Here is a 21,965-nt window from a genome sequence, read left to right on the forward strand (position 1 = left end):
AAACGCTACCTCGCACGCGAACTCTTCACCCTGCTCCGCACCGACCTACGCAACCTCCACCAACACCCACAAGCCGCTTGACAGGTCATAGGAGCATCGACTCGATCTCGAATCAGTCGTTCTCGTGCACCCTGGAGACTCCGGCGAGGTGCCGCTGCGCCAGGTCGGCGTAGTACGGCGGGTTGGCCTCGACCCAGAACTGGGCGCCGGTGCCTTCGATGGGCTTCTTGACCTGCGCGGGGGTGCCTGCGGCGAGTACGCCGGAGGGGATCTGGGTGCCCGGCGAGACCAGGGATCCGGCGGCGACCATCGACCCGGCACCGAGACGGGCGTCGTCGAGGATCGTGCTGGAGTTGCCGAGCAGGGCATTCTCTTCCAAGACGGCGCCGTGGACGACGCAGGTGTGCGCCACCGTGGCTCCAGGACCGATCTCGACCTCGCGGTCGGGACCGGCGTGAATCACCGAGTTGTCCTGAACGTTGGCGCCCTCGCGGACCACGATCCGGCAGATGTCGGCCCGCAGGACCGCGCCGTACCAGACGCTGGCGCCCTTCTCGATCACCACGTCGCCGATCAGGGTGGCGGTGGCCGCGACGAAGGCGTCGGGATGAACGGTGGGGCGCTTGCCCTCGAACTCGAAGAGATTCACGGGCGCCACGCTAACTGTTGCCGCCGGGGTGTCGCGGACTCAGATCGTCGCTACCAGCGAACGGCTATTCCATCTGGCGGGCACCAGCACCGCGGAAGATGATCTCACCACCCTCGTTCTGGAACGTGGCCTCCACAGAGAGCACCAGCGGACCCGTGATGATCGGCTGGCCGTTGACGACGCAGGTGTATCGGGCGTGAGAGTTGTTCCCTTCGATGCCGCTGAGGTTCAGGGTGGGATCGCTTTCGTACACCAAATCAGCCCCACCCTGCGTCGCCTGTCGCATAGAGACACGCGTCACGACGACGTGATTGTTGATGTTGAACAGCACCCACCCCTCATGGAGATTGACCGTCTCGTTGTCCAGGCGCGTTCCGGTGGGGATGGCGAAGTGGAATGTGTTCTCGGAAACGTGATCCTGACGGATCTTCGCCCCCCATTCGTTCCGTAGGACGACGAGTCCCGGCTTTGTCTCGTCCTCGACAATCACCGCGGCGGCGTGTGTCCACAAATCGAACTTGTGATTGGGCATCGCTCTGCTCCCTCAATTGCGGTGGGGGGGACCACCGTCAACGTAGGCGGGGAGCCGTCACGGGGGCGTCACGGTTCGAAGGAACTCGTGGTTCGAAAGACATAGGCGAACGCGGGGCGGGTGTAGGCCACACCCCGGCCGTCCGCCCTGATCAGGTCCGCCTCGGCCAGCGCCGGCTTTTTCGGCACCAGGTAGCCATCGAGATCCTCACGAACGATCCGGTAGGTCGCGTCGCGATGCTGCACGACACCGACCAGTTCGCAGCCGGGGTCGAGGGCGGCGAGGCTGGCGTCACCGTGGCTGGTGTTGGCGAGAAGCAGGCCTTCGGGCTTCAGATAGCGCTGGACCTGATCCCACGACGGGCCGGTGTAGAGGGAGATCAGCAGATCGAAGGAGCGATCGGGCAGATCGATGGGGGCGGTGTAGTCCGCCGATATGAACGCAACCTCTACCCCGGCTCCGGGACGGGTTCGGCCGTCCAGATCGGCCGCCACCCGTTCGGTGTCGGCGAAGTACCGGGCCGCCCGGGAGTCGGTGTCCACGTAGGTGACGTGCGGGATGGCGGTCGACGGCGACAGATCCAGATAGCTGCCGACGTACAACGCGTTGTTCGGCGCCCACTGCTCGGCCACGGCCGCGAAGAGACCCGACCGGTCCCCGATCGACTCGCGGTACGCCGCCCACGAGGGCTTGGGCGATCCCGACCGGCTGCGCTTCGCCTGCGTCACGAGGAGCCGCTACTCGACCGTGAAGTCCTTGGTGTCCCGAACCGGTCCGCCACCCTCGCCGCCGGAGGGGTCATCGGTCATGGCGACGAAGGTGTAGTCGCCCGGTTCGAGGCTCGAGACGTCGATCTCGGTCTGCCAGGGGTAGAGCTTGTCGTAGGCACCCTCCGCCGTGGCGAAGCCGTCGAGGACCGGGTCGCTGCCGCGGAGGATCTGCCACGGGACGTTCGCCTCGAACGAGTTCGCTCGGCCCGAGGCCGACAGAGTGTCGCCCGAAACCGCGGAGCCCTGCTCGGGGGCGGTGATGTTGACCAGGGCCAGAGTCGTCAGCTCGCGACCCTTCTGCACGGTGATCGGGCTCTCGACACCGAAGAGGGGTACGACGGTTCCGTCGGTGGTCTGCACCGAGACCGGCTTGCGGGCCTGGGCCACCCCCTGCAGCGAGTAGACGAGCGAGGCGGCGGCCAGGCGGGCCTTGGCCTTGTTCATCCCGGGAGGGCGCGAGGTCCAGCTGTCGTCGGGGACGGTGACCACGATGGAGTCGGCGGAGAGTTCCACCGAGGTGAAGGAACCACCCGGGAACAGCCCCTGGTAGTCGGGGTCCAGGGCGTCACCCGAGGTGAGCAGTGCCGCCGACTCCTCCAGCGGGTTCGCGGCCGAGACGCGGCGGAACTCGCGGTAGAGCCGGAGGCCCTGCGGGGTTCCGCCGGCGAAGTACACCGGCACGGTGACCTCGAGGCCCCCGTCGGTCGGCTCCGCGTCGGGGGTCGGGGCATCGGTGGTAGCGGTGTCGGTGGGGTCCGTGGTTGCTGAGTTCGAGGCCTCAGGGCTGGTCGTGTCGCTGGCGGTGCGGGTCGGCTGGTCACTCGAGCAGCCGGCCACGGCACTCAGAGCGAGCGCTCCCACGGCGGTGAGAGCAGCAAATCGCAGTTTGGGGGAAGTCATGGCTCCATCCTCACGTGAGGGGGTCGGGGAACGGTGCATCTACTCGATCACGATCAGGCGCGTGTCGGAGTCGGGGCCGTTGCCCTCCGCGCCCCCCGTCGGGTCGTCGTTCTCGGCGACGAACGTGTAGTCGCCCGGCGGCAGGCCCGACACGTCGACCTCCGTCTCCCAGGGGTAGAGACGTTCATCGGCCCAGCCTTCGGCGGTGGTGAACCCATTGAGTACGACGGTGCCCGTGCCGTCCTCGATGCGCCAGATCACCGTCGACTCGAAGCTGTTGTTGACCCCCGTGGCCGTGAAAGAGTTCTGCACCGCGGCGCCCTCGAATGGGTAGCTGATGTTCATCAGCGACAACGTGTCGAAGATCGGCGCATTGGTGATCGGCTGGTCGGTGGGCACTCCGAACAGGCTGTCCACGGGCTCCCCGTCGACCCGGAAACGGATCGGGATCCTCCCCTCGCCGACCGCTCCCTGCGCGGTGTAGACGGCCTGCTGTACGGCCAGTTCGGCCTCCCGGGCGTCCCATGCCTCGGGCCGTTGGGCGAGCGAGACGTCGGCCAGGTCGACGGTGATCAAGCGTGTGTCCGGGCTGTAGTCGGCCCCGACGATCGCCCCCTGCGGCCAGGGGCTGCGGTAGTCGGGGTCGCCGGGGGAGTTCTCCAGTGCCCGCAACGCCGCCAACAGGCGCGCCTCCGATCCCTCGTTCACCACGAACTCGCGGTAGAGCCGCGGCCCCCGGGGCCCCTCTCCGACGAAGTAGGCGGGGACGCTCTGGGTGTCGCCGGGCTCCGGGAGCGGGGGATCGACCGTCACAGACGCGCCCGGCGCCGATGGCGACACGTCCTGGCCGATGGTGGGGTTCGCCGCCGGACCAGGGGAGCCCTCGTCGAGCAGGGACGGTACGACGGCGATCGCCGACACCGCGGCCGCGGTCGCGAGCACCGCGCCCCCGATCGCCGTACGCCGCCGCCACGGTCCGGGGGTGACGACCTGCGTCTGTTCGCGGATCTGGGCGATCCGGTCAGCAGGCTGCACGCCGTCGACCGCCTCGTGGAGCAGCCGGCGGAGATCGTCTTCGGGTTGCTTGGTCATGATTGCTCTCCGTTGGTGGCTTCGTCGAGGGGGCCGTCCAGCAGGTCGCGCAGGGCAGCGGCGCCGCGAGACGCATGGCTCTTCACGGCCCCTCGGCTGATCCCGAGGGTGGCGGCGATGTCGGCCTCGGACAGGTCGAGGTAGTACCGCAGCGCGAGCACCTCTCGCTGCCGGGTGGGAAGCGCTCGCAGGGCCTCCAGCACGACTTCGCGGGTGTCCCGACGCATCACCGATTCGTCGGCAGGTGGTGCGGTGGGCGGCAACGCCTCCCGGTGAGCGTGCTTGATGACCACGGCGCGGTGACGCAGCTCGGAGCGGGAGCGGTTGACCACGGCCTTGCGCAGGTAGGCCAACGCCTGGTCGCGGTCCCGCAACCGTCCCCACCGCCCGTGGACGGCGATGAAGGCGTCCTGCACGACCTCCTCGGCCGTGCCCAGGTCGCGCACGAGAAGGAGCGAGAGTCGGACCAGGGGCCGCCAGTGGGCGGCGTACAGCGCCTCGATGCCGGCATCGGCATCGAGCGGGGCATCGGGATCACCCGATCTCGGGGTGGACTCACGCTCCTGCACACTCATCACGCTAGTCACACGCGTAACGATGTCGTGAGGTTTACCCGGGCCAGGCGCAAGTTTGACCAGGTTCGTGGCACGATCCTGCTGGGAGGATCAATGAGCGAGCAGGACTGTATCTTTTGCAAGATCGTGGCCGGGGAGATCCCGGCCGACATCGTGCACAGCACGGAGCGGACGGTGGCGTTCCGCGACCTCGACGCGCAGGCACCGCTTCACGTGCTCGTCGTCCCGAAGGACCACTACGTCAACGCCGCGGCACTCGCGGCCGGCGACCCCGAGGCCTCGGCCGAGTTGCTGCGTACCGCCGAGGCGGTGGCGACGGCGGAGGGCCACGATGACTACCGCCTGGTCTTCAACACCGGCGCCGGGGCAGGCCAGAGCGTGTTTCACACTCATCTGCACGTCTTGGCGGGTCGCTCGTTCACCTGGCCACCGGGGTGAGGCGGCGTCGCTCGACCCTGACCGCCCTCGCGGCCGTGCTGGTCCTCGTCCTCGCCGCGTGTAGCGGCGCCGCCACGGACTCCGCTCAAGAGGGCGCGCAGTCGACGGCACCCCAGGACTCCTCGGACACCGTCGTCGACGCAGCCGCCGAGCCTGCTGCTGCCGACCACCCTGCCGACCATGCTGACGACCACAGTGAGCCATCGAAGTTGCTTCCCCTCCGCAAGGGCGAGCGGCGGGTGTCGGTGAAGATGCCCGCGGCGTACACACCCGAAGCGCCCAACGGGAGCGGCACCGACGACTACCGCTGCTTCATCCTCGACCCCGATCTGGCTCAGGACGCGTTCATCACGGGCACCAACGTCCTCCCGGACAACACCGACATCGTCCATCACGTGATCCTGTTCCGGATCGCTCCGGACCGTGTGGCCGAGGCCGAGGCCGAGGATGCCCGCACTCCGGGAATCGGCTACACCTGCTTCGGAGACGCCGGCATGGTGCCGGGGGAGTTCTCCAACATCGACGACGCACCCTGGCTCGGGGCCTGGGCACCCGGCGGGACGGAGAACAAGACGCGCAACGGTTTCGGCGTCGACTTCCCGCAGGGCTCGCGCATCGTGATGCAGGTCCATTACAACCTGCTCGATCCTGAACGGATCGCCCCCGATCGCAGCTCCACGCAGATCCGGGTGATGGACAAGGCCGCGGATCTGACGCCCATCCACACCTATCTCACCCCCGGCCCGGTCGAACTGCCGTGCCGGCCTGGCAAAGACGCCTCGCCCCTGTGCGACCGGACCGCTGCGATCGCCGACAACAAGGCCCGCTTCGGTGAGGGCCCCGGCGGCACCAACGATGCCCTGCACTTCCTGTGCAACTCACCGGTCGAGGCTTCGGAAGTCACCTCCTGCACCCGGACCATCGGTCGACCGATGACCATCCTCGCCGCGGCGGGGCACATGCACCTGCTGGGCAAGCAACTGAGCATCCAGACCAACGTCGGCACCCCGAGGGAAGAACTGCTGCTCGAGAAGAAGCTCTGGGACTTCGACGACCAGGGTGCGACCGCCATCGAACCGGTCCGCGTCGAGGCTGGCGACGAGGTCACCATCACCTGTCGCCACTCCCAGGAGTTGCGCGACTACCTTCCCGAGTTCGAGGGTCAGCCCGACCGGTACGTCGTGTGGGGACAGGGCACGACCGACGAGATGTGCTTGGGCATGCTCACCGTCGCCTTCGCCTGAGCCCCCGCCGAGTCGGCGCTAATTGACGCAAGACGCGCCGACTCACCCGTTTCTGCGCGTCAAGATGCGCCGACTCGCGGTCAGAGGGTCCCGTTGTTGACGGCCAGGATCAGTCGGAGGATGTAGAAGAACACCGGCAGACCGAACACCACCAGCAGCACCCACGCGGTGATCCGGTGTTTGAGTTTGGTGCTGTCCAGGTTGCCGGCGAAGTCCAGGAGGGCCCCGTCGGGGACGTGATGGGTCAGGCCCATCGATCGGGCGTCCGGGGGCAGGTTCTGCCCGGCGAACCACGACGGCAGGGTGTCGTCGTCGCCGTCACGGTCCTCATCGAACTCATCGGGCTCGTAGGGCTCGTCGGGCTGGCGAGGCTGCATGGGACCACGGTACGGGACCGGCCGGCGCCAACTCGGTGGGCCAGACGCCCAGAACCCGCGTAAAGTGGAGGCATCTCCATCTACTTCTGTTCACTTCGTCGAAAGCGCTTATGACTGACACAGCACCGGGTCGAACCTCCGGTAGTTCCTCCCCCGAGGAGACCCGCACCACCAAGCACACCGTGGTGGTACCCAACAGCATCAACATGGTCAGTCTTCTCGGACCCAACGACGAGCACCTGGGCCTCATCGAGAAGTCCTTCAAGGCCGAGATCCACGTGCGCGGCAACCGGATCACGCTGCACGGTGAGCCGGGCGAGGTGGCGTTGGCCGAGCGACTCCTCGACGAACTGGTCACGATCATCCGCACCGGCCAGGGGGTCAGCGCCGAGATCGTCGAGCGGGTGATGCACATGCTTCGCGCCGAGACCACCGAGCGTCCTGCCGATGTGTTGGCGATGAACATCCTGAGCAACCGTGGTCGGTCGATCCGGCCCAAGACGCTCAACCAGAAGAAGTACGTCGACAGCATCGACAAGCACACCATCACCTTCGGCATCGGTCCGGCAGGCACGGGCAAGACGTACCTCGCCATGGCCAAGGCCGTGCAGGCGCTCCAGAGCAAGGACGTCAACCGGATCATCCTGACCCGTCCGGCGGTTGAGGCCGGCGAGAGCCTGGGCTACCTGCCGGGCACGCTGTCGGAGAAGATCGACCCCTACCTGCGCCCGCTCTACGATGCCCTGCACGACATGATCGACCCCGAGTCGATCCCCAAACTGATCGCCGCGGGCACCATCGAGGTGGCGCCGTTGGCCTACATGCGCGGCCGGTCGCTGAACGACTCCTTCATCATCCTCGACGAGGCGCAGAACACGACGCCCGAGCAGATGAAGATGTTCCTGACCCGACTGGGCTTCGGCTCCAAGATCGTCGTGACCGGCGACGTGACCCAGACCGACCTGCCGAGCGGAAAGAAGTCGGGACTGCGGATCATCCAGGGAATCCTCGACGACGTCGACGACATCTCGTTCAACCTGCTGACCACCGCGGACGTCGTCCGACACCGGTTGGTGGGGAAGATCGTGGCGGCGTACGACGAGTTCGACGCGCGCGGCGGGATCCACGGACCCGCACAATCCGCGAAACCCTCGCACCAGGCCGCTACGGGAGAAAGCACGTGATCGAACTACTCAACGAGTCCGGCAAGCACCTGGACGTCAAACGGCTTTCCCGTCTGAGCCGGTTCGTGATGGACCGGATGCGGGTGCACCCGCAGGCCGAGTTGTGCATCAAGGCCGTCGACCGGGACACGATCGCCGCCCTGAACGAGCAGTGGATGGGCAAGGAGGGTCCCACTGACGTGCTGGCCTTCCCGATGGACGAGTTGCGACCCGGACTGGTTTCCGAGGAGCCCGAGGAGGGGGTCCTGGGCGACCTCGTGCTCTGCCCCGCCATCGCCGCGGCCCAAGGGCGAACCGCCGGCCACGGGACCGAGGCCGAGATCGAACTGTTGACCGTGCACGGGATCCTGCACCTACTCGGCTACGACCACGCCGAGCCCGAGGAGCACGCCGAGATGTTCGGCCTCCAGGACGAGATCCTCCTCGAGTGGCGATCCGCGAACCCTCCCGCCACCCCACCGGCGATGGAGAGCGCCACCGATGACTAGTGGCGACCTGCTTCTGCTGCTGACGGCGGCGATCCTGGTTCTCCTCGCTGGTCTGTTCACCGCTGCCGATGCCGCGCTCTCGGCCTTCTCCCGGGCACGCGCCACCGAGTTGGTGGCCGAGAACCGGGCCGGGGCTAAGCGCTTACTGACCCTGCTCGACGACGCACCGCGCCACCTCAACACCGCCCTGCTGCTCCGGCTCCTGTGCGAGATCTCGGCCATCGTGCTGGTGACGTTGTTCGTGGCCGAGAACGTCGGTGGCTCCAACCGGGTGGTCGCCCCCATCACGATCGCGGCCATGTTGCTCGTCTCGTTCGTGTTCATCGGCGTGGCCCCGCGCACGCTGGGCCGGCAGCACTCCGAGTCGATGGCGGTGCTGTCCGCCGGTCCGTTGACCGCCTTCACCCGGGTCCTCGGCCCGCTGCCGCGGTTCCTGATCGTGATCGGCAACGCCATCACCCCCGGCAAGGGCTTCCGCGAGGGACCGTTCTCCAGCGAGACCGAACTGCGGGAGATGGTCGATATCGCCGAGGCCTCCGCGCTCATCGAGTCCGGGGAGCGCAAGATGATCCACTCGGTCTTCGAACTCGGCGACACCACGGTGCGTGAGGTGATGGTGCCCCGCAACGACGTGGTCTACGTCGAGCACTTCAAGAACCTGCGCCAAGCGATGTCGCTGTTCCTGCGCTCGGGATACTCCCGGGTCCCGGTCATCGGGGAGAACCTCGACGACATCCGCGGGTTCGCTTATCTCAAGGACATCGTCCGCCGCGACTTCGAGGCCCCCGACGTCGAGTTCACCCAACGCATCGACGAGGTCATGCGCCCGGTCGTCTGGGTGCCGGAGTCCAAACGGGTCGATGCCCTGCTCTCGGAGATGCAGGCCCGACGACAACACATCGCTGTGGTGGTCGATGAGTACGGCGGCACCGCCGGCATCATCACCATCGAGGACCTCCTCGAGGAGATCGTGGGGGAGATCACCGACGAGTTCGACGAGGAAGAGATCGAGATCGAACACCTCGCCTCCGGTTCGGTACGGGTCTCCTCGCGCTACCCCATCGACGACCTCGACGAGATCTTCGGCTTCGACGTCGAGGAGGAGGACGTCGACTCCGTGGGTGGTCTGATGGCCAAGCACCTGGGTCGCGTCCCCATCCCCGGGTCCCAGGTGGAGGCCTACGGGCTGCGGTTCCAGGCCGAGGACGCCGCGGGGCGACGCAACAAGATCGGTACGGTTCTGATCCGCAGGGCGGCTCCCGCCCCGAGCCAGGACGTCGCGACGAAGAAGGAAACAGAGGAGTTGGAATCCGCCCATGAGTGATCAGATCGCGCTGACCGCCGAGGACCAGAAGCTCCTCACCCTGGCCCGCGCCACCCGCGCCCGCGTCGGGGCGGCCGAGGGGGCCGCCGTACGCGACAACGACGGCCGGACGTACGCCGCGGCGACGGTGTCGCTGCCGTCCCTCGAGCTGTCGGCGACCCAGGTGTGTGTGGCCATGGCGTTCGCTTCGGGCTCGACCGGGGTGCAGGCCGCCGTGATCCTGGGCGAGGCCACCGAGCTGACCGCGCCGGACGCGGCGGTGCTGGCCGACTTCGGCCCCTCAGGGGATCAGGGTGTCGTGGTGCATCTGGGTGATGCTCGCGGCACGATCTCCAGCTCCGTCACGCTCTAGCGGGGTGTCCCGGCGAAGGGTCACGTCGCCAACTGGTTCAGGGCTTCGGCGGTTTCGGTGTCGGCGGGCAGGAGCGTTTCGAGGCGGAGTTCTGCCAGGGTGATGTCGGTGGTGGCCGCGAGGGTGGAGATGGTGGTGTAAAGCCGCAGCGAGACCTTTCCGGTGTCGATCTCGATCGGGGTGAGCAGGCCGCTGGTTGGGGCGACGTGACCCCGGCCTCGCGCCGCAGCATGGACTCCGGGGTACCCGGTGACTTCGTCGTACAGGTTGTGCATCTCGGGGTCGGCTGGGTGGTCGCTGCACTCGCTGGCGAGGCGTTCGACGAGGACGGCGGCGGCCTGGGGCCAGTTGGTGACCGCACACCGCGCGCCGTCGGGGTGAAGGAAGAGGCGCAGCACGTTGCCGGCGAGTTCGGGTGCCGCATCGTCGCCAAGGAGCAGAGCGGTCAGGTTGGCCGCGGCGGTGTTGGCGTCGAGAAGGTTCCAGGCGCGGTCGACGATGTAGGCGGGGTACGGGTTGTGCGCTTCGACCAGCGTGTGGAGGGTTCCTCTGATCTGGGCGAGAGCAGTTCCTTGCAGGGGCTCTTCGCTGTAGGCGCCCGCGAAGCCCGCCGCGTTGAGCAGCCCATTTCGGGCGCGGAGCGGCACCTCCAGGACGACGCTGAGGTGCTCGACCATCTCTGGGCTGGGCCTGGATCGTCCGGTCTCGAGGAAGCTGAGGTGACGTTGCGAGACCTCGGCTTCGACGGCGAGTTGGAGTTGGCTGTAGCGGCGGTGCTGGCGCCATCGCTTCAATTCGCCGGCGAACAGTTGTGGATCGGTGTGGATCGACATGGGTGCCTCGCTCGGCTGGTCGTCATCGGTGAGCGTGCTCTCCGAGGTGATAGAGCCAGCGTAGGCCCCGAAGTTCACGTCATCGATGACGTGACAGGTAATTGCTCCGATCACCTGGTTGACGCAAAGTCATCAGAGACGGCCTATCGAGGCCGCAGTCTTGGAGGCCATTGCCATGAGTACGTCAACGAACACCGCCCGCTCGTTCGTCGGGGCGAATCAGAGTGAGATCGATGCCCGTCGTGCGGTGACTCGGCTGCGTAACCTGTTGCGGGTCAACGCAGTGTTCTCGACCATCACCGGTCTGGTGGCCGTTCTTGCGGGAGGTCCGGTCGCGGCACTGCTCGGGGTCGACCAGGTATGGGTGGTCCGCGCCCTTGGTGCGGGCCTCATCGGGTTCGCCGGTGTGGTGTTCGTCGTGTCGGGGGTGCGGACCTCGCGTCTTCGACCAGCGAGTCTGGTCGTGTCTTTCAGCGATCTCGGCTGGGTGGCCGCCACGCTGGCGACCTTCGCTCTCGGATGGCTGTCGATCTCAGGCGTCACAGCCATGGCGGTCACGGGCATCGTCGTCCTCGGTCTGGGGCTCGCTCAGCTCCGGGCACGGGCCGTGGTCGCACGCGTCATCGGCGTGAGTGGTGTTCAGGATTAGGATGGCGGCGATGCGTCACCGACCCGGCCGCTAGTCCTACCCCGCCCGAGGAGGATGGATGCGACAGATTCGGACGCACCAGAGCGGCCCGCGCGTTGTGGTCGATCTCGACGGGCGCCTCGACGCAGTCAACGGGTTCGATCTGCAGCGGACCGTGATAGCCCTCTACTCCGATGGCTCCCGACATGTTCACCTCGACCTCAGCCAGATCACCGAGGCCGATGTCGACGGCGTAGCCGCTCTCGCTGGGTGCTCCGAACTCGCCAATTCCCGCCGTCATATCCTGACGTGGTCGCGCTGCAGCCGGCCACTGCTTCTCGCCCTGCAAACACACCCCTACACCCGTAGCCGCACCTGACGAAGCGCCGCCGGCCGGATGTATTTGGTGGGCGGGGGGCGTCCTGGCCCTATCCCTGAACTCAGGGATAGGGTCTTACCGATGAAAGCACCCGGTCAGCACGCCGCGGCGATCGCTCGCCTGCGCGCGTCGTACGACGCCTTTCCGGACGGTTCACCGGTCCGATTGGCCAAGTCCACGACCAATCTCTTCCGCAACCGGGCCGAGGTCACCACCCCGGGCCTGGACGTCACCGGGCTGGACGGCGTGATCTCGATCGATGCGGCGTCCCGGACCGCCGACGTCCAGGGGATGTGCACCTATGAGGACCTGGTGGATGCGACGCTGCCCCACGGATTGATCCCCCTGGTGGTGCCGCAGCTGCGCACCATCACTCTGGGCGGAGCCGTCACCGGTCTGGGCATCGAGGCGACCAGCTTCCGCAACGGACTACCCCACGAGTCGGTGGTGGAGATGGACGTCTTCACCGGTGACGGACAGGTCGTCACGACCCGACCCGGCGAGGAACTCTTCGACACCTTCCCGAACTCCTACGGCTCCTTGGGCTACGCCACCCGCCTGCGGATCAGGTTGGAGTCGGTCCCGGACCGGGTCCTGCTCCGGCACCTCCGGTTCCACGGCACCGACGCGCTGAGCGCGGCCATCAGCGAGATCACCCGCACCGGGGAGTACGACGGCACCCGGGTCGACGGCCTCGACGGTGTCGCCTTCCAGCCGGGGGAGTACTACCTGACCCTGGCCCGGTGGGTCTCCACGACCGACGCCGAGGGCGCCGGACCGACCTCGGACTACACCGGTCAGCAGATCTTCTACCGGTCCGTTCAGGAGCGGGAGACCGACCTGCTCACGATGTATGACTACCTGTGGCGCTGGGACACCGACTGGTTCTGGTGTTCGGGTGCGTTCGGGGCTCAGCACCCGTTGTTGCGCCGGGTGTGGCCCCGACGCTGGCGTCGGTCCGACACCTACATGCGGCTGCTCGGACTCGATCAACGATTCGGGATCGCCGCGCGTTTGGACCGTCGAGCGGGGCGAGCACTGCGGGAACGGGTGATCCAGGACGTCGAGGTGCCGGTCGAAACCCTCGGGGAGTTTCTGGACTGGTTCGACGCCGAGATCGGGATGCGACCGGTGTGGGTGTGCCCCCTGGTCTCCCACGGCACGGCCTCGGGTGCGCGCTGGTCGACGTACCCCCTCGAACCGGGGGCGGTCTACGTCAACGTCGGCTTCTGGGGAACCGTCCACGTCGGGCCGGAGGCGCCCCAGGGCCCCCGCAACCGTGCGATCGAAACGAAGGTCCACGAGCTCGGCGGCCACAAATCGCTCTACTCCGAGGCCTACTACGACCGCGACACGTTCGACCAGCTCTACGACGGCGCCAACCTGACGCGGGTGAAGAAGCAGCACGACCCGGACGACCGACTCAGCACTCTGTACGACAAGGCAGTGAGGAACCGATGACCAAGATCAAGATCGGTGAGGCCGTGGCCAGCCTGCTGCGCCAGGGCATGCCCGTGCGGTTCGTGGCCTACGACGGCAGCAGCGCGGGACCCGAGGACTCGGAGATCACCCTGGAGTTGGCCAACCAGCGGGGACTGGCCTACCTGCTGACCGCCCCGGGCGACCTGGGCATGGCCCGGGCCTACGTCTCCGGCGACCTGATCTTGCACGGGGTGCCGGAGGGCAATCCCTACGAGACGATGTTGCTGCTGCAGAGCAAGCTCAACTTCCGCACCCCCGGCGCTGGCGAGTTGGTGACGCTGCTGCGTGGACTCGGGTTGAGCAACCTCAAGCCACCGCCGCCGCCCCCGCAGGAGCACCTGCCGCGTTGGCGGCGCCTCGTGGAGGGTCTGCGGCACTCGATGACCCGTGACGCCGAGGTCATCCACCACCACTACGACGTGTCGAACACCTTCTACCGGCACGTGCTGGGGCCCTCGATGGCCTACACCTGCGCGGTCTACCCCACCGAGCAGGCGACCCTGGAGGAGGCGCAGACCGAGAAGTTCGACCTCGTGGCCCGCAAGCTCGACCTGAGGCCCGGGCAGCGCTTGCTCGACGTCGGTTGCGGCTGGGGCGGCATGGCGCGGCACGCGGCGAAGGAGTACGGCGTCTCGGTGCTCGGCGTGACCCTCTCGCAGGAGCAGGCCGACTGGGGAAAGCGGGCCGTCGACGAGGACGGACTGAGCGACCTGGTCGAGATCCGCCACTCCGACTACCGCGACGTGTTGGAGACCGGCTTCGACGCGATCAGTTCCATCGGCCTGACCGAACACATCGGCAAACGCAACTACCCGGCGTACTTCTCGTTCCACTTCGACCACCTGCGTCCCGAGGGTCGCCTGCTGAACCACTGCATCACCCGGCACGACAACACGCCCACCGACATCGGTGCGTTCATCGACCGCTACGTCTTCCCGGACGGGGAACTGACCGGGTCGGGCACGATCATCACCAACGCTCAGGACGCCGGGCTCGAGGTGGTTCACTCGGAGAACCTGCGGATGCACTACGCCAAGACGCTGGCCGCCTGGTGCGACAACCTGACCGAGAACTGGGATGCCTGCGTCCAGGAGGTGGGGGTCGGAACGGCGCGGGTCTGGGGCCTCTACATGGCAGGATCGCGGATCGCCTTCGAGCGCAACGAGATCCAGTTGCACCAGGTCCTCGCCCAGCGACCCGGAGTCGACGGGGCTGACGGGTTCCCGCTGCGTCCGTCGTGGTGAAGACTCGTTAGCCTGCTGAGGTGAGTACCCGTGCCCAGCAGTTCAGCGCCGAGGTGCTGCGACGCGAGCGCGTCTCGGACCATCTCGTCCGACTGGTGCTCGGTGGTCCCGGCCTGGCTGCGTTCCGCTCCACGCAGATCCCGGACGAGTGGATCGGTCTCGTGGTTCCCGGACAGTTCCAGAGTCGCTACTACACGGTCCGATCCTGGGCCGACGGTGAGCTGACCCTCGACGTCGTGGTGCACGACGTCGGGCTGGTGACGGCGTGGGCCGCGGGGGACTGTGTCGGTGACACCGTCACGGTGTTGGAGGCCAAGGGGTCCTACGCCCCACCCCCGGACGCGACGTGGCTGATGCTGGTCGGTGATCTCACCGCGATGCCCGCCATGGCGCGGATTCTCGAGACCACCGCGCTGCCGGCCACCGTGTGGGCCGAGGTCCCCGACGACCTGTCGGACTACCTTCCCGGCACGAGCCCGGTCACCTGGCTCGAGCAACCCGGCGACGGACAGAGCCGCCTGGCCGACGTCGTCGAGTCGTTCAACTGGCCCGAGGGGCCGGGTTACTTCTGGATGGCGGGAGAGTCCGCGCAGATGCGGGCGATCCGCAAACACCTGATGCGGGTCAAGCAACTGCCGAGTGCGTCGTACGACGTGATGGGTTATTGGCGCGGTGTGACGGCACGACAACCGCGAGCCGTGGATCCTGGACCCATCTGGGCCGCAGGCAAGGCGGCGGGCAAGACCGACGAGCAGATCTGGGCCGACTACGACGAGGCGCGCGAATGACACATGATGAAACTCGACCACCCCAACACCGCAGCGGTTTCGCCTCCTTCGTGGGGCGCCCCAATGCGGGAAAGTCGACGCTGACCAACGCACTGGTCGGCAGCAAGGTGGTGATCACCTCCTCGAAACCGCAGACCACACGGACCGTCGTACGCGGGATCGTGCACCGGTCGGACGCCCAACTCATCCTGGTCGACACCCCCGGACTCCACCGACCGCGGACCCTGCTCGGCGAGCGGCTCAACGACCTGGTCAAGACGACCCTGTCCGAGGTCGACGTGGTCGCGGTCTGCTTCCCGGCGAACGAGAAGATCGGGCCCGGCGACCGCTTCATCGTCCGGGAGATGGGGAAGGTGAAGCGCACCATCAAGGTCGCGATCGCCACCAAGACCGACCTGGCCACCCCCGACCAACTCGCCTCGCATCTGATGGACATCGCCGCGCTGGGACGCGAGACCGACACCGACTGGGCCGAGATCGTGCCCGTCTCCGCGAAGTCCGGGTCCCAGGTGGGTCTACTGGCCGACCTGCTGGTCGGGCTCCTGCCGGAGGGTCCGCAGCTCTACCCTGACGGTGAGTTGAGCGACGCCCCCGAAGAGGCGATCGTCGCCGAGCTGATCCGCGAGGCCGCGCTCGAAGGGGTCCGGGACGAGTTGCCGCACTCCATCGCCGTGGTCGTCGAGGAGATGGGCCTGCGCGAGGACCGGCCCGAAGGCGCTCCGTTGCTCGACATCCACGCTTTCCTCTACGTCGAGCGCGACTCCCAGAAGGGCATCGTGATCGGGCACAAGGGCACCCGGTTGCGCGACGTGGGCGCGGCGGCGCGCAAGCAGATCGAGGCCATCCTCGGCACACCGGTGTATCTCGACCTGCGGGTCAAGGTGGCCAAGGAATGGCAGCGCGACCCGCGTCAGCTCCGCAAGCTTGGATTCTGACGCGGATCGCGGTCGACCTCGTTGAACCGTGGTCGACCTAGAAGGTGAGATCCACCCCGGTCATCCGCACGGTGGCGTCCCACAGGTCGGCGGCCAACTGCTCGTCGCGGGCGTACTTCGACAGTTTCGCCTCACCGATCGGCCCGCGGCTCTCACCCATCCGCTGGGGCCCGGTGTAGGAGCCCGGCTTGCCCTCCGTGGCGGCGTACAGCGTCGGGTTCGCTCCCGCTGCGGCCGACTGCAGGATGAGGGGCATGACGAGCGGCGCGACCCGGCGCACGATCGCGTTCCCACCCATCCCATCGGGGCTGGTGATCAACCCCGTCGATGACACCCCGGGGTGCGCGGCGGTCGAGACCAGCTTGGACTTCGCCGCGGTCGCGCGGCGCTGCAGTTCCTTGGCGAACAAGACGTTGGCCAGCTTGCTCTGGGAGTAGGACTTCGCCGGTTCGTAGCCTTCGGCGGGGTTGCCCTCCACGACCGAGGCGTTTCCCCCGTGGTGGGCGATCGACGCGACGGTCACCACGCGCGGGGCAGGGGCCTCGAGCAGGTGGGGGAGCAGACCCGCGGTCAGGGTGTGGTGGCCGAGGTGGTTGGTGCCGAACTGGAGCTCGAAGCCGTCCTCGGTGGTGCGGTGGCTCGGCGGGCGCATGACCCCTGCGTTGTTGATCAGCAGGTCGAGCGGACCGTCCCAGCGCTCCACGAACGCCTGGACGGACGCCTGGGCGGACAGGTCGAGCTTCTCCACCCGGGTCTGACCGGACATCTTCGCAGCGGCCTGCTGTCCGGACTCGACGTTGCGCACGGCCAGGACCACGTGGGCACCCTTGGCGGCCAGTTCCTTCGCGGTGATCAGGCCGATGCCGGAGTTCGCACCCGTGACCACCGCCGTCGTACCACTCAGGTCGGGCAGATCGGACGGTTTCCAACTCATCAGGGTTTCACTTGTCTCTCAGCGGTCGAGGTATCGAACATTCCTCACGAAGTGTGTCAGTCGGGGGCCCAGCAACGGCCGAAGGTCTGACCGGCCTGCCACTGCTCACGCGTGGGGAACTCATAACCCCACTCGAAGTCGAGTGCATCGGCGGCCACAGAGCGGCCGGCGTCCTCGCAGGGGCCCTGGCCGCGTTGCCGGACGGTGTCGGCACCGGGGTAGGCGCCGGGGTCGAAACCCACGACCTCGACGGCGCGCCAGCGGTGAGGTTCGCTGCACAGCACGCGTTCGAAGTCCTTGGCGTCGGGGGCGGCGGTGCCACACATCGCGTAGCGTTCGCGCCCGGCCTCGGTGCCCAGTACGCCGGACAGGCGGCCCTTCCCGAGCGGGGCGAGCCGGTCCGAGCCAGCGATGGCGATCGCGTCGCAGCGCACCCAGTCCTCGCCCTGGTCAGACTCCGGCACCCCGGGGGTGAACCACACGGTGCGCAGCATGCTCAGGCGCAGGTCCCGCTCCGATCCGCCGACGAAGTCGGAGAAACGCTCGGGGCAGCGCTGGGCCACCTCGGCCTGGACCCGCTTGGAGTCGACGGCCAGCAGATGGCCGCCCACGACGTTGTCGATGCGACCCACATGGAAGGTCATGGCGGTGTGCTTGCCGTTGCACGTGGCCGCTTTGTCGGCGTTGGTCGGCGAGAGCGCGTCGCCGAAGCTGAGTCGGTAGCAGACCTTGTTCTCCGGGGCGGGCGCTGCGGTGGCCCGTGGCGGGGCCGCTGGTTCGGGGGTGGCACTCGGCTCGACGGCTGCGGGGGACTGCGACGTGGTCGGAGACGGATCGCTGCCGCCCGTGCAGGCGCCCAGGCTCAGCAGCGCGAACAGGACACCGGCGCAGAGCCGAAGGGATCGACGTGAATTCATCATCTGCTACTCGCTGGTCTTGGCCCAGCACACGGAGCGGCGGTTGCCGGCCTCCCACTCGGCCTCGTGGAACCAGGTGTAGCCGAAGTCGAAGTCGACCGGATAGTTCAGCCACGCCCCGACCGAGTCCGAGCAGAAGTCGCGGGTCGTGACCTCGACCAATCTGTCACCCGGGTAGGGGTCGGACTCATTGCCCACCTTGATGGTGGTGACGGCGCGCCAGTCGTGTGCTTCGGAGCAGGGCACCTTGGGGGAGTCCGCCACGGTCTCGCCTGCCGCGCACACCAACCAGGCGTCGCCGGGACGACCCTGGAGCAGGCCCTGGGCGTCGCGGGGCAGGTCGACGTAGGTCGCGCTCTGCTCGCCGCCGCCGACGACATCGCAGCGGTACCAGCGGGCGCCCTTCTCCCAGTCCTCCGGCGTGGGGCGGAACCACGCCCAACTCACGACGGTGCGCATCACCAGCGACTCATCTGCACCCAGGAAGGCTGCAAACTTCTTGCTGCAGGTTTCGTAGGCGAACACACTGAGTTCGTCGGCGTCGTAGTCCGCCGTGCGCAGCCGATCGGGAACCTCCCCCACGGCGTAGGTCTGCGCGGTGTGGGGCTTGGCGCAGTCGAGGATCGGCGAGGCGTTACTCGCCAGCGCGACGTCGTTCGGGGTCAACGAACGACAGGCACCCAAAGCCGGCAACTCCTTGGCCGCGACCACGTCCGGGTCGGGACCGGAGGCGGTGCCGGATCCTCCGCACGCACTCAAGCCGAGGCTCAGGGCGGCGAACAGAACACCGCGCAGCACCCAGGTCGAGGACATTCGCAGATCGTACGTCGTCGCTCACAGCGATCTATTGACACGTGTCAAAACAGCGGTAGGGTCGCTTCACCGAGTGATGAGGAGCACACCCACCGTGACAGATGTCAGCAGTGTCCGAAGCAGTTCTGGGGCGCACACCACCCCCACCCACCGAGCCGACGGTCGACCCCGTCAGACCGCCGCCGTGATCGGAGCCGGCATCAGCGGCCTGACCTCGGGCAAGATGCTGGCCGACTACGGCGTCGACTACACCTGCTTCGAAAGCTCGGATCGGATCGGCGGCAACTGGGCCTTCGGCAACCCGAACGGTCACAGCAGCGCCTATCGCTCGCTGCACATCGACACCTCGAAGCACCGGCTGTCCTTCAAGGACTACCCGATGCCCGAGCACTACCCGGACTTCCCGCACCACACCCTGATCAAGGAGTACCTCGAGGGGTACGCCGAGGCCTTCGATCTCAAGCGCCACATCGAGTTCGAGAACGGCGTCGTTAGCGCCACCCGTCTGGACGGGGGAGGATGGGAACTGGTCGACCAGGCCGGTGCGACCCGCCGCTTCGACCTGCTTGTGGTGGCGAACGGCCACCACTGGGATCCGCGTACGGCGGAGTTCCCCGGTGAGTTCACCGGTGAGTCGATCCACTCCCACCACTACATCGACCCGCACGACCCGCTCGAGTTCACCGGGAAGCGCATCCTGGTCGTCGGTCTGGGTAACAGTGCAGCCGACATCACCGTCGAGCTGTCCTCCCGGTCGCTGCAGAACGAGGTCACGCTGTCGACGCGTTCGAGCGCCTGGATCGTCCCGAAGTACAGCGGCGGTCTGCCCGCGGACAAGTACTTCGTGACCAGCCCGCACATCCCGTTGGCCTGGCAGCGGTGGGTCCTGCAGAAGATGCAGATCTTTGCGGGGACCAACCCCGAGCTCTACGGCCTGCCCGCGCCGAACCACAAGTTCTTCGAGGCCCACCCGACCCAGTCGGTGGAGCTGCCCCTGCGGCTCGGCTCCGGTGACGTCACGCCCAAGGGCAACGTCAGGCTGCTGGACGGCAAGACGGTGCACTTCGAGGACGGGACCTCCTCGGAGTTCGACGTCATCGTCTACGCCACGGGGTACAACATCACCTTCCCCTTCTTCGACCCCGAGTTCCTCAGCGCGCCGGACAACCAGATCCCGCTGTTCAAGCGGATGTTCAAGCCCGGCATCGACGATCTGGTGTTCATGGGGTTCGCGCAGTCGACCCCGACCCTGTTCCCGTTCGTGGAGAGCCAGGCACGCCTGCTGGCGGCCTACGCGGTGGGTCGCTACGCCCTGCCGGATGTCGAGACGATGGAGCGCGTCATCGTCGAGGACCAGCAGAAGTACACCGGCCACGTCCTGGACCGGCCCCGGCACACCCAGCAGGTCGACTACTTCGTCTACGAGCACGACCTGCGCACCAAGGAACTACCGGCCGGCGCGCAACGCATACGCAGCACGGCCCGTCGAACCCCTGTCGCCCGGTGAGCGCCTCCGCAGCCCACCGAGGTGATCAGCGGCGTACTGCCCTGCTGGCGTCGCTGGACAGCCTGCTGCAGGACGGGCAGGGGCACCTCGACTCGATCAACATCGCGGAGATCTCCCGTCGAGCGGGGGTGACCCGGTCGGCGTTCTACTTCTACTTCGAGAACAAGCAGGCGGCGGTCGCCGCGCTCAGCAACGAGATGTACGACGAGGTGTTCGCCGCCGCTGCCCACCTGACCGGCGATGCAGGCCCCGCCGCCAACATCGAGGCAACGATCCGGCAGGTCTTCGGGGCCTGGGAGAGGCACCAACACCTCTACCGGGCCATGCTCGAGGCCCGAGCGACCAGTTCGGCCGTCCGGGAGATGTGGGACAGCGACCGGTCCTCGTTCGTCGGTCCGGTCGCAGCCATCATCGATGCCGAACGAGCCGCCGGGAACGCCCCCGATGGCCCGACGGCCGCCGACTCCCAGGCCCTGGCCACGGTGCTGCTGGATCTGAACGACCGGATGCTCGAGCGTCTGGCTCGGGGCACCGATCTCAACCACGAGGACCTCCTCAACGCCACCGTGACCGTGTGGCTCAACGCGATCTACGGAAGGACCGATCGATGACCTCGACAGAGACGAGCCAGTTGCCCGACCACACCTCATCGGTGCCTGCGGGCTCCGAACAGGTCAGTTTCGATTCCGGCGGCACCACCTGCGACGCGTGGCACTTCGCCGGGCAGGGTGATCGTTTCTCCGGACCGGCCGGTCGGCCGATCGTGGTCATGGCCCACGGGCTAGCGGGGACGAAGGATTCGGGGTTGGCCCCGTTCGCCCAGCGCCTGGCCGCAGCCGGTCTCGATGTGTTCGCCTTCGACTACCGGGGTTTCGGAGCCAGCGGTGGGCATCCTCGTCAGACGGTCGTTGTCACCGGTCAGGTGAAGGACTTCCAGGCCGCCATGGCGGCCGCCGCCACCCGACCCGGCGTCGACCCGAGCCGACTGGTGTTGTGGGGAGTCTCCCTGGCCGGTGGCCACGTCCTGGCCGCCGGTGCCGGACGTGAGGATGTCGCTGCGATCGTGTCGCTGACCCCCTTGGTGGACGGCCGCGCTGCGGGACGTCACGCCCTGGCCTCGCACCCGAAGTCCGCGTTGCTGAAGTCCACTGTCGCGGGCGTGCGCAGCAAGGTCGCCGGTGTCCGGGGGAGGCCGCCGGTGATGATGGCGGTGGTGGGGGAGCCCGGTGACTTGGCCGCCCTGACGCTCGAGGGGCTCCGCGAGGACTACCTCGCCCTGGCCGGTCCGACCTGGCGCAACGAGATCGACGCCACCGTCGGGCTGCAGTTGGGGGCTCACCGCCCGATCACCGAGGCGAAGAACGTCGCCTGCCCGATGTTGGTGCAGATCGCCGACTTCGACCGCAGCGCTCCGCCGCAGGCCGCGGCGAAGGCGGCCTTCAAGGGCCGCGCCGAGGTGCGGCACTACCCGTGCGACCACTTCGACGTCTGGCCCGGCAAGGACTGGTTCGAGGCCACCGTCGAGCACCAGGTGGCCTTCCTGACCCGCCACCTGACCGCCACGAGTAAGGAGAGCTGAG

General features: G+C 67.6%; 26 protein-coding genes. 15 read left to right on the forward strand and 11 right to left on the reverse strand.

What is annotated here, in order from left to right; genetic code table 11:
* Window positions 1–112 precede the first annotated feature (112 nt).
* The 6 genes from ACYVLV_RS10245 to ACYVLV_RS10270 form a co-directional block, all read right to left on the reverse strand.
* A complete protein-coding gene (locus ACYVLV_RS10245) occupies window positions 113–649 on the reverse strand; it encodes a gamma carbonic anhydrase family protein (RefSeq protein ID WP_460809677.1) in 537 nt (178 codons plus the stop codon).
* Between the two features lie 64 nt (window positions 650–713).
* Entirely contained in the window at window positions 714–1,181 is a 468-nt protein-coding gene (locus tag ACYVLV_RS10250) for a hypothetical protein (RefSeq protein ID WP_460809678.1), read from the reverse strand.
* A 68-nt stretch (window positions 1,182–1,249) separates the two neighbouring features.
* Window positions 1,250–1,909 carry a hypothetical protein gene (locus tag ACYVLV_RS10255; protein ID WP_460809680.1) on the reverse strand — a complete coding sequence of 220 codons (660 nt, stop codon included), beginning with the start codon at window positions 1,907–1,909 and terminating at the stop codon, window positions 1,250–1,252.
* A 9-nt stretch (window positions 1,910–1,918) separates the two neighbouring features.
* Entirely contained in the window at window positions 1,919–2,851 is a 933-nt protein-coding gene (locus ACYVLV_RS10260) for a Gmad2 immunoglobulin-like domain-containing protein (RefSeq protein ID WP_460809681.1), read from the reverse strand.
* Window positions 2,852–2,890: 39 nt separating this feature from the next.
* Window positions 2,891–3,943: a Gmad2 immunoglobulin-like domain-containing protein gene (locus ACYVLV_RS10265; protein WP_460809683.1), complete on the reverse strand. Its 1,053-nt coding sequence runs from the start codon at window positions 3,941–3,943 to the stop codon at window positions 2,891–2,893.
* Complete coding sequence (locus ACYVLV_RS10270; protein WP_460809684.1) at window positions 3,940–4,530, reverse strand: SigE family RNA polymerase sigma factor; 591 nt, start codon at window positions 4,528–4,530, stop codon at window positions 3,940–3,942. The genes ACYVLV_RS10265 and ACYVLV_RS10270 overlap by 4 nt, the downstream gene beginning before the upstream one ends.
* Window positions 4,531–4,611: 81 nt before the next feature.
* Between ACYVLV_RS10270 and ACYVLV_RS10275 the strand changes: the two genes are divergently transcribed.
* Entirely contained in the window at window positions 4,612–4,956 is a 345-nt protein-coding gene (locus ACYVLV_RS10275) for a histidine triad nucleotide-binding protein (protein WP_460809685.1), read from the forward strand.
* The gene (locus ACYVLV_RS10280) at window positions 4,953–6,200 is read left to right on the forward strand and encodes a hypothetical protein (RefSeq protein WP_460809686.1); all 1,248 of its coding nucleotides are present in this window, start codon (window positions 4,953–4,955) and stop codon (window positions 6,198–6,200) included. The genes ACYVLV_RS10275 and ACYVLV_RS10280 overlap by 4 nt, the downstream gene beginning before the upstream one ends.
* Window positions 6,201–6,280: 80 nt before the next feature.
* Here the strand turns inward: ACYVLV_RS10280 and ACYVLV_RS10285 are convergent, their stop codons facing one another.
* Complete coding sequence (locus ACYVLV_RS10285; RefSeq protein WP_460809687.1) at window positions 6,281–6,577, reverse strand: hypothetical protein; 297 nt, start codon at window positions 6,575–6,577, stop codon at window positions 6,281–6,283.
* A gap of 206 nt (window positions 6,578–6,783) precedes the next feature.
* Here ACYVLV_RS10285 and ACYVLV_RS10290 point away from each other — a divergent pair, with 206 nt between their 5' ends.
* Genes ACYVLV_RS10290 through ACYVLV_RS10305 form a run of 4 tightly spaced genes read left to right on the forward strand, consistent with a single transcriptional unit; the run spans window position 6,784 to window position 9,925 of the window.
* Window positions 6,784–7,761, forward strand: coding sequence for a PhoH family protein (locus ACYVLV_RS10290; protein ID WP_460809795.1), 978 nt, complete (start codon window positions 6,784–6,786; stop codon window positions 7,759–7,761).
* On the forward strand, window positions 7,758–8,249 hold the full coding sequence (gene ybeY / locus ACYVLV_RS10295; protein ID WP_460809688.1) for an rRNA maturation RNase YbeY: 492 nt from the start codon (window positions 7,758–7,760) through the stop codon (window positions 8,247–8,249). Before ACYVLV_RS10290 ends, ybeY begins: the two co-directional genes overlap by 4 nt.
* Window positions 8,242–9,573: a hemolysin family protein gene (locus ACYVLV_RS10300; RefSeq protein ID WP_460809690.1), complete on the forward strand. Its 1,332-nt coding sequence runs from the start codon at window positions 8,242–8,244 to the stop codon at window positions 9,571–9,573. The genes ybeY and ACYVLV_RS10300 overlap by 8 nt, the downstream gene beginning before the upstream one ends.
* Entirely contained in the window at window positions 9,566–9,925 is a 360-nt protein-coding gene (locus ACYVLV_RS10305; protein ID WP_460809692.1) for a cytidine deaminase, read from the forward strand. The genes ACYVLV_RS10300 and ACYVLV_RS10305 overlap by 8 nt, the downstream gene beginning before the upstream one ends.
* 20 nt (window positions 9,926–9,945) lie before the next feature.
* On the opposite strand, the gene ACYVLV_RS10310 is transcribed toward ACYVLV_RS10305, so the two are convergent.
* On the reverse strand, window positions 9,946–10,872 hold the full coding sequence (locus ACYVLV_RS10310; protein WP_460809693.1) for a helix-turn-helix domain-containing protein: 927 nt from the start codon (window positions 10,870–10,872) through the stop codon (window positions 9,946–9,948).
* Window positions 10,873–10,933: 61 nt separating this feature from the next.
* On the opposite strand from ACYVLV_RS10310, the gene ACYVLV_RS10315 reads away from it, so the two are divergent.
* From ACYVLV_RS10315 to era, 6 genes are all read left to right on the forward strand, one after another.
* Window positions 10,934–11,407 carry a hypothetical protein gene (locus tag ACYVLV_RS10315; RefSeq protein ID WP_460809696.1) on the forward strand — a complete coding sequence of 158 codons (474 nt, stop codon included), beginning with the start codon at window positions 10,934–10,936 and terminating at the stop codon, window positions 11,405–11,407.
* Window positions 11,408–11,465: 58 nt separating this feature from the next.
* Window positions 11,466–11,765 carry an STAS domain-containing protein gene (locus ACYVLV_RS10320; RefSeq protein ID WP_460809697.1) on the forward strand — a complete coding sequence of 100 codons (300 nt, stop codon included), beginning with the start codon at window positions 11,466–11,468 and terminating at the stop codon, window positions 11,763–11,765.
* Window positions 11,766–11,846: 81 nt separating this feature from the next.
* Window positions 11,847–13,226, forward strand: coding sequence for an FAD-binding oxidoreductase (locus ACYVLV_RS10325; RefSeq protein ID WP_460809698.1), 1,380 nt, complete (start codon window positions 11,847–11,849; stop codon window positions 13,224–13,226).
* A complete protein-coding gene (locus ACYVLV_RS10330; protein ID WP_460809700.1) occupies window positions 13,223–14,491 on the forward strand; it encodes a class I SAM-dependent methyltransferase in 1,269 nt (422 codons plus the stop codon). Before ACYVLV_RS10325 ends, ACYVLV_RS10330 begins: the two co-directional genes overlap by 4 nt.
* A gap of 20 nt (window positions 14,492–14,511) precedes the next feature.
* Window positions 14,512–15,279, forward strand: a complete 768-nt coding sequence (locus ACYVLV_RS10335; RefSeq protein WP_460809701.1) for a siderophore-interacting protein — start codon at window positions 14,512–14,514, stop codon at window positions 15,277–15,279.
* Complete coding sequence (gene era, locus ACYVLV_RS10340) at window positions 15,276–16,214, forward strand: GTPase Era (protein ID WP_460809702.1); 939 nt, start codon at window positions 15,276–15,278, stop codon at window positions 16,212–16,214. Before ACYVLV_RS10335 ends, era begins: the two co-directional genes overlap by 4 nt.
* Window positions 16,215–16,251: 37 nt before the next feature.
* Here era and ACYVLV_RS10345 read toward each other — a convergent pair whose 3' ends face one another.
* The 3 genes from ACYVLV_RS10345 to ACYVLV_RS10355 are packed head-to-tail and all read right to left on the reverse strand — an operon-like array spanning window position 16,252 to window position 18,878.
* The gene (locus tag ACYVLV_RS10345) at window positions 16,252–17,148 is read right to left on the reverse strand and encodes an oxidoreductase (protein ID WP_460809704.1); all 897 of its coding nucleotides are present in this window, start codon (window positions 17,146–17,148) and stop codon (window positions 16,252–16,254) included.
* Between the two features lie 56 nt (window positions 17,149–17,204).
* On the reverse strand, window positions 17,205–18,065 hold the full coding sequence (locus ACYVLV_RS10350) for a septum formation family protein (RefSeq protein ID WP_460809706.1): 861 nt from the start codon (window positions 18,063–18,065) through the stop codon (window positions 17,205–17,207).
* A 6-nt stretch (window positions 18,066–18,071) separates the two neighbouring features.
* A complete protein-coding gene (locus ACYVLV_RS10355) occupies window positions 18,072–18,878 on the reverse strand; it encodes a septum formation family protein (protein WP_460809707.1) in 807 nt (268 codons plus the stop codon).
* A gap of 76 nt (window positions 18,879–18,954) precedes the next feature.
* Between ACYVLV_RS10355 and ACYVLV_RS10360 the strand changes: the two genes are divergently transcribed.
* From ACYVLV_RS10360 to ACYVLV_RS10370, 3 genes are read left to right on the forward strand one after another with little or no spacing between them, the layout of a single operon-like run.
* Window positions 18,955–20,385, forward strand: a complete 1,431-nt coding sequence (locus ACYVLV_RS10360; protein ID WP_460809708.1) for an NAD(P)-binding domain-containing protein — start codon at window positions 18,955–18,957, stop codon at window positions 20,383–20,385.
* On the forward strand, window positions 20,382–20,996 hold the full coding sequence (locus ACYVLV_RS10365; protein ID WP_460809711.1) for a TetR/AcrR family transcriptional regulator: 615 nt from the start codon (window positions 20,382–20,384) through the stop codon (window positions 20,994–20,996). Before ACYVLV_RS10360 ends, ACYVLV_RS10365 begins: the two co-directional genes overlap by 4 nt.
* Entirely contained in the window at window positions 20,993–21,964 is a 972-nt protein-coding gene (locus ACYVLV_RS10370; protein ID WP_460809714.1) for an alpha/beta hydrolase, read from the forward strand. Before ACYVLV_RS10365 ends, ACYVLV_RS10370 begins: the two co-directional genes overlap by 4 nt.
* Window position 21,965: the final 1 nt, after the last annotated feature.

It is taken from the genome of Nocardioides salsibiostraticola (assembly GCF_054783655.1).

Bases quoted from the DNA above. Each gene is read 5' to 3' on its own strand.
- ACYVLV_RS10370 (WP_460809714.1), top strand. From the start codon at position 20,993: ATGACCTCGACAGAGACGAGCCAGTTGCCCGACCACACCTCATCGGTG.
- ACYVLV_RS10350 (WP_460809706.1), bottom strand. From the start codon at position 18,065: ATGAATTCACGTCGATCCCTTCGGCTCTGCGCCGGTGTCCTGTTCGCG.
- ACYVLV_RS10315 (WP_460809696.1), top strand. From the start codon at position 10,934: ATGAGTACGTCAACGAACACCGCCCGCTCGTTCGTCGGGGCGAATCAG.
- ACYVLV_RS10320 (WP_460809697.1), top strand. From the start codon at position 11,466: ATGCGACAGATTCGGACGCACCAGAGCGGCCCGCGCGTTGTGGTCGAT.
- ACYVLV_RS10250 (WP_460809678.1), bottom strand. From the start codon at position 1,181: ATGCCCAATCACAAGTTCGATTTGTGGACACACGCCGCCGCGGTGATT.
- ACYVLV_RS10360 (WP_460809708.1), top strand. From the start codon at position 18,955: ATGAGGAGCACACCCACCGTGACAGATGTCAGCAGTGTCCGAAGCAGT.
- ACYVLV_RS10345 (WP_460809704.1), bottom strand. From the start codon at position 17,148: ATGAGTTGGAAACCGTCCGATCTGCCCGACCTGAGTGGTACGACGGCG.
- ACYVLV_RS10355 (WP_460809707.1), bottom strand. From the start codon at position 18,878: ATGTCCTCGACCTGGGTGCTGCGCGGTGTTCTGTTCGCCGCCCTGAGC.
- ACYVLV_RS10285 (WP_460809687.1), bottom strand. From the start codon at position 6,577: ATGCAGCCTCGCCAGCCCGACGAGCCCTACGAGCCCGATGAGTTCGAT.
- ACYVLV_RS10290 (WP_460809795.1), top strand. From the start codon at position 6,784: ATGGTCAGTCTTCTCGGACCCAACGACGAGCACCTGGGCCTCATCGAG.
- ACYVLV_RS10265 (WP_460809683.1), bottom strand. From the start codon at position 3,943: ATGACCAAGCAACCCGAAGACGATCTCCGCCGGCTGCTCCACGAGGCG.
- ACYVLV_RS10275 (WP_460809685.1), top strand. From the start codon at position 4,612: ATGAGCGAGCAGGACTGTATCTTTTGCAAGATCGTGGCCGGGGAGATC.
- ACYVLV_RS10300 (WP_460809690.1), top strand. From the start codon at position 8,242: ATGACTAGTGGCGACCTGCTTCTGCTGCTGACGGCGGCGATCCTGGTT.
- ACYVLV_RS10330 (WP_460809700.1), top strand. From the start codon at position 13,223: ATGACCAAGATCAAGATCGGTGAGGCCGTGGCCAGCCTGCTGCGCCAG.
- ACYVLV_RS10305 (WP_460809692.1), top strand. From the start codon at position 9,566: ATGAGTGATCAGATCGCGCTGACCGCCGAGGACCAGAAGCTCCTCACC.
- ACYVLV_RS10260 (WP_460809681.1), bottom strand. From the start codon at position 2,851: ATGACTTCCCCCAAACTGCGATTTGCTGCTCTCACCGCCGTGGGAGCG.
- era (WP_460809702.1), top strand. From the start codon at position 15,276: ATGACACATGATGAAACTCGACCACCCCAACACCGCAGCGGTTTCGCC.
- ACYVLV_RS10325 (WP_460809698.1), top strand. From the start codon at position 11,847: ATGAAAGCACCCGGTCAGCACGCCGCGGCGATCGCTCGCCTGCGCGCG.